The sequence below is a fragment of the Xenorhabdus hominickii genome, from assembly GCF_002632725.1.
Lineage (GTDB): Bacteria > Pseudomonadota > Gammaproteobacteria > Enterobacterales > Enterobacteriaceae > Xenorhabdus > Xenorhabdus hominickii.
Map to the genome: position 1 here is coordinate 394,449 of NZ_NJAI01000007.1, position 5,067 is coordinate 399,515.

Below are 5,067 nucleotides of genomic sequence, written 5' to 3' on the forward strand. Positions count from 1 at the left end.
GGACGGAATTTTCAGCGGCTATTTGTTCTATGGGTAATCGGGTGAGGGAATAAAAATCGGTGGTAGTGTAGTGATTGTTGGCTGCTCCGTTGCTGGCTGAGTTATTATATTGCCACGGAGGATCGGCTAATATGAGGCTATATTTCATTCTCCATGCCCTTTATATGTAGGAATATAACCATCGCCGCTTTATATGGATTATCGAGAGAGCACTCAATGTCACCGTCATTAGTTGCAAATTCAAATTTACCTTTTTCAAATATCAGGCTGATTCCGTTTTCGATAATAATTGGCATTGCATCATATGGATTATTGCATGGGTCGAAATTTTCAAATTTATCATTTCCAAATGGTCTAAAAATTACATTCTCCTTATCGAATATATTATCTGGTGTGATACCAATATATTCTGCTACCCGTTTGTTAATTTCGAAATCTGACAATTCGCTATAGTCCATTCTTCCTCCTATCCTGTTTATAATCCTCCCCGCACTCCTTGCTACAGAATGCCCCATGTGTTGCTGGCTCCGTCTCACACCATCGGCACATCCCGTTGATACTGGTTAATGCTGGTGGCCGGTTCTGAAGCGCATGAGATAGATTCAGCTCAACGATATCGTTAGCTGCGTCGATAATATCCATGATGGTTCTCGCTATTTGTTGGGATGAGGATATAGCTCTACTGCGAATACGCTTTTTCCATCGCCTATATCATGAATGCTTTTATAAACCTTACCATCAGCTAAATTATATATAGCAACAGGCTTCATATTTTCATAGTTAGCAAGGCGTTTTAATATTGTTATAAATATATCCAAATTTAATGTTATTTCATTAGCGCCTGCTGATTTTAATTTCTCGGCTGATTCTAATTCCACGTTTATTCGTTTAATTACATTATTATTCATTTCTGATTCCTGTTATTTTATTTTCTTGACTAAAGAATTACACCCAATCATTTGATGAAATATCCACGGAGCAAAACGGCCTAAACCTATTCCGCTCCATTCTGATAAATTCCAGACCTGCAACCAAATCCATTGCCACAAATTAAAACGACGTTTGTTACCCATTATTTAAACTCCCTGCATATATTCGCTGCCCGTTCACACATATCAGTATCAAACCAGCCGAAGTGGCAACGATTGAAACTGATGCCTAATTGCCAAGCTAACCATCTGTAAGCATCCGTGCGTTCCCAGTTCCTGAATGCCCGCATCCGATCAAAAACCTGCTTGCCTTTCCGTCTCGCCTCCCGTGTCGGTTTATCTGCCAGATAGCCCAGCGGAATATTCGTTTCCGGGTGCATTCCTACGCGGGCATCGCATGACCAGCAGACATAGAGCCACGGCCAGCGACTGCGAATTTCCCCAAACACCTCCGTGTGATGGGCGATGGTCACGTGGTTATGGCAGCATTGGCATTGGGTAGGAACGGGAACTGGGTCATTGACCCGTTGTACTGCTTTAGGATTGGGGTTCCATGGTGTGTATTGCATGTAATCTCCTTAATGCTTCTTTCACGGCATTTAGACGAGAGTCCATTTATGAACCTAAATCAGACAAAGCTGTTCTTCGGCTTCCCGTAGCACATGGGGTTCTGTATCAACTGGCTTATTCATCCAATCTATTGAGACTAAACGGTCATTGACCAAAACCCCGATATTAAAATCGTCACCCTCACCTAACTTAAAGCCATGCGCGATCGCCTTATCGCGCTTATCAAATCCAATTTGGTCGGAACTATAAATAATTCCAATGCCACTATCGTTACGCCAGGCTCGCTGGATAATTACGATGTATTTTGTTTTCATAATAGTCACAATACGCCTCCCGCCACTGAGGTAGCGTTAGTTAATGGGTGGGGTTAGATGTTGGTTATTTGGCGTGGATTGCGTACTGGATGTTTTCCGTGATGACAGCAGACATAGCGTCTGTCTGTTCACCCCATGACATTTGATTCCAGTCATCCGCCGTGTAACCGAGGGGTAGCTCTACGTCAGATCCGACACGGTTAGTTCGTATGGTGATGTACATGTCCATTAGATGTTCCTGTGGGGTTAGAGGGTTCTGTTTGGATGGCTGAATGGAACTAGAACGGAATACCCTGATCATCCCAATCTGCGGGTGGTGTATCCTGTTGGGTGTAATATTGCGATTGTGAGTTAGAATGAACTGATTTTCGGTCATCCTTGTCTTTCAGATTTGCTATGACTTTATCTACTGTAGTTGCTGGCTTCCCTTCAACTTTCTCAGCAATGGTCTGGCGAGTATCAGCATAGAACGGGATGCGGATATCCATTCCGTAAGTGTCGTCACCGTTTGTTTTTGTCCTGAGTATCTTTTGCAGTACCAGTCCAACGCGCTTACCTGTGAATTCTGGTGCAATCAGGTTATTAACAGAAACCATATGGCTAGTTATCTGACGAAGACCACAACATCCCATGATGGCCTGTATCAGACTGTGACCGAACGCATTGACTGAACCATCTTTTTTCTTGCAGCAAATACTCAGATAGCTGACTTTGCGACCATCATCCGTCTCACCAGAGAACTCAATAAACTCAGCGCCAGATTGGGCGGCGGTCAGTTTTGCTTCGTTAATAGTGATAACATATGCGCCACTTTCATTTATAAAACCGCCTTGTCCGGCACTCATGGCTGATTCTTGGTCGTAGGTGAAAATTACATTATTCATGGGGTTAATTCCTCAATGGGGTGGTTTACAAGGCCATAGTACTCACAAATAGCGTCATCTACGGTTTTCAGGTCGTTTTCGATTTCGAATGAGTCAAATAGTCCCATGGGTGACTTAACCGTATCGAATCCGTTGTTTTGGGTGGTGAATAGATAGCGTCCATCCTTGACCAGTGTTTTCAGTACGATAGTGAACATCCCTTCCACTGTGATTTTCTCATCCAGCATCTTGCCGATAGTCTTCATCTTCACTTTCCCCATCTGGGTTTCTTCCGTGTGAGAGAGGAAGTAGATCCGTAAATTGTCTGGCGTTTGTCTGATGGCGTTATCAATCACGTTCCATGCGTGAGAGCCTATTTCCGTGAATTTGTCGAAGGACTTTTCTTCCGAACGGCGCATAAATTCATTAGCCATCAGGTATTGAAAGTCATCAACGATGATAGTTGTCTTGCCATGCTTGGGGGCTGCCTTAATCACGGCTATGACTTGCTGCCAATTATCCGTAGAGCAAATGGCACCAGCGGGGTTTTCTTTATTAAAGGGCTTCCATGCTGCGGAACGAAACGGTAATGGCTTCCTGACCGTTTGGATTAATAACGTTTCTTCCGGGTTAAGGTTGCGTAAACTGGCACTTTTCCCTGTACCAGATTCACCGAGGATCAATGTTGCAGTTCCCATATCTGACTACCTCGCTAACCAATAATTGATGGTAAATTCAATATCAGGATCAAGGTCGGGTTGTTTTAATAGCCATGCAAAATAGCTAGGATTGAGTTGATTGACCTCTTCAAATGTCATCCCTTTGTGCTTCCCAAACTTGAACTTGTGCAACAATGAGGGCTGATTACTGATTTCCAGCATTTCCTTGTCAGACCAATTTGATTGATCCTTGATGCGCTTGAATAATGCCGCGGTGACAATACAGTCATACAACGCCCTGTGAGCATGCAATCCCTCTGGCATATGAACATCCAGTTTCAGTGCATAGCGTAGGTACTGGTTACTGTGACTCTCCATGTCAGGCCATAAACGCTTGGCTAATTTCAATGTGCAGATAAACGGTGCATCCATCTCTGGCATCATGCGTGAATCGAAAGCCGCATTATGCGCAACCAGAAAATCAGCGCCTTTGTATTTCTCAATGACATTGGTAATTAATGGAAATCCGGCCACCATTTCATCGGTAATATGGTGAATAGCCATTGCGCTAATTGAGATGGGTTTTTGAGGGTCTACGAAATGGGATTGTTTTTCGATGTAATTGATTATGTTGTCCACGACATCAATACTGGCTATCTCAACAATCCCACTGTCCATGTCACAGGTTTCTGTGTCTACTACTCTATAAATCGTCAATTTTAATCTCCTGTCCAGATACCACCGTGACGGCGGTGAGGTGAATCACCCCGATAGAAATCGTATTCCGTGTGATGAGTTGACCAATAATCCCGCGACGCCTGACGCTCTAATTTAGCGCGTTCCTCTGCCATGTGTTGTGGTAGCGGGGGGTGATTTAATGCGGCTTCGAGGTTGGCTTGTCCCGCCCGCTCTTCACGAACTCGTTCAGACAGTTTTTTATTTGCGGGGTGTGGGGTATTATTTATCATTGTTGCGAAGACCAATTCCTTGAGGTATCGCTGCTGCTCTATCGGGTCTTTCGGCACGAAACAGCCAGGTGAGCGCCAGTAATTGCTGGTCATGTGAAATCTCCTGCGAAATCCTGAGCACTGACGGACAATCCCTCCATGCCTAACACCTCCCGTTTATGTTCCAGTTCCCGATGTTCGGCTATTTGTTCCGCCGTGTATTTCCGTTGCTGCTCATCCTGAGCGTCATAGGGGATATAGTCGTTAAGAAAGTTCATGCGGCCTCCTGCTGAAATTGCCTGTCCAGTTCCATTTCGATTTTGCGGCCCATCCCTGATTTGATAATGGACTCAACCAAACTTTCTTCGTCACTGTTATTCACAATGTGAGCGATCATTTCACTGTGGTCGGGGTCTGAGCGTTTGGCGAACTCCGAAAATGGAATATTAAATTGCATGTCACCGAGGTAGGTGTACGTAATATGGATGCGTCCGTGCCTAACCGTTTCTTTCTTTTCGACATAGCTGTAGCTGATTGATGGGTGCATGATTACCTCCTAAACCGGAATAAATACAACGATTGAAACAATGAGTAATGCCAGACAGCACTTCCATGCGCGCCTGTTCCTGACTGCCTGTGGTTGTGTTGGAATGACTGCACACCCATCGAACATGTTATTTCGCATGTAAAAATCCCTCGTTAGTGAAAACGATTAATGATTTTCGTGACTGGGTTATTTCTGGGTCAGACTAATGAGGGCTCGGGCGTGCAGTTCGGCAGATTCG

Annotated in this window: 12 protein-coding genes; all 12 read right to left on the reverse strand. The window is 44.4% G+C overall.

Annotation, left to right across the window (positions count from 1 at the left end; genetic code table 11):
* Window positions 1–137 precede the first annotated feature (137 nt).
* Window positions 138–515 (reverse strand): phage protein NinX family protein, encoded by a 378-nt coding sequence (locus Xhom_RS20740; protein WP_084023053.1) that lies wholly within the window; start codon window positions 513–515, stop codon window positions 138–140.
* Window positions 516–653: 138 nt separating this feature from the next.
* On the reverse strand, window positions 654–908 hold the full coding sequence (locus tag Xhom_RS20750; RefSeq protein ID WP_069315950.1) for a hypothetical protein: 255 nt from the start codon (window positions 906–908) through the stop codon (window positions 654–656).
* 12 nt (window positions 909–920) lie between these two features.
* Window positions 921–1,073 (reverse strand): hypothetical protein, encoded by a 153-nt coding sequence (locus Xhom_RS31135; protein ID WP_157104609.1) that lies wholly within the window; start codon window positions 1,071–1,073, stop codon window positions 921–923.
* Complete coding sequence (locus Xhom_RS20755; protein ID WP_069315949.1) at window positions 1,073–1,498, reverse strand: zinc-finger-containing protein; 426 nt, start codon at window positions 1,496–1,498, stop codon at window positions 1,073–1,075. The genes Xhom_RS31135 and Xhom_RS20755 overlap by 1 nt, the downstream gene beginning before the upstream one ends.
* Before the next feature lie 54 nt (window positions 1,499–1,552).
* Complete coding sequence (locus Xhom_RS20760; RefSeq protein ID WP_069315948.1) at window positions 1,553–1,813, reverse strand: hypothetical protein; 261 nt, start codon at window positions 1,811–1,813, stop codon at window positions 1,553–1,555.
* 64 nt (window positions 1,814–1,877) lie between these two features.
* Window positions 1,878–2,042, reverse strand: coding sequence for a DUF7167 family protein (locus Xhom_RS31140; RefSeq protein WP_157104608.1), 165 nt, complete (start codon window positions 2,040–2,042; stop codon window positions 1,878–1,880).
* A gap of 49 nt (window positions 2,043–2,091) precedes the next feature.
* Window positions 2,092–2,697 (reverse strand): DUF669 domain-containing protein, encoded by a 606-nt coding sequence (locus Xhom_RS20765; protein ID WP_069315947.1) that lies wholly within the window; start codon window positions 2,695–2,697, stop codon window positions 2,092–2,094.
* Window positions 2,694–3,374, reverse strand: a complete 681-nt coding sequence (locus tag Xhom_RS20770; protein WP_069315946.1) for a DEAD/DEAH box helicase family protein — start codon at window positions 3,372–3,374, stop codon at window positions 2,694–2,696. Before Xhom_RS20770 ends, Xhom_RS20765 begins: the two co-directional genes overlap by 4 nt.
* A gap of 6 nt (window positions 3,375–3,380) precedes the next feature.
* Window positions 3,381–4,052 (reverse strand): exodeoxyribonuclease X, encoded by a 672-nt coding sequence (gene exoX, locus Xhom_RS20775; protein WP_338063744.1) that lies wholly within the window; start codon window positions 4,050–4,052, stop codon window positions 3,381–3,383.
* A 2-nt stretch (window positions 4,053–4,054) separates the two neighbouring features.
* The gene (locus Xhom_RS20780) at window positions 4,055–4,396 is read right to left on the reverse strand and encodes a hypothetical protein (RefSeq protein WP_069315945.1); all 342 of its coding nucleotides are present in this window, start codon (window positions 4,394–4,396) and stop codon (window positions 4,055–4,057) included.
* Complete coding sequence (locus Xhom_RS31145) at window positions 4,393–4,560, reverse strand: hypothetical protein (RefSeq protein ID WP_157104607.1); 168 nt, start codon at window positions 4,558–4,560, stop codon at window positions 4,393–4,395. The genes Xhom_RS20780 and Xhom_RS31145 overlap by 4 nt, the downstream gene beginning before the upstream one ends.
* A complete protein-coding gene (locus Xhom_RS20785) occupies window positions 4,557–4,829 on the reverse strand; it encodes a hypothetical protein (RefSeq protein WP_069315944.1) in 273 nt (90 codons plus the stop codon). The genes Xhom_RS31145 and Xhom_RS20785 overlap by 4 nt, the downstream gene beginning before the upstream one ends.
* Window positions 4,830–5,067: the final 238 nt, after the last annotated feature.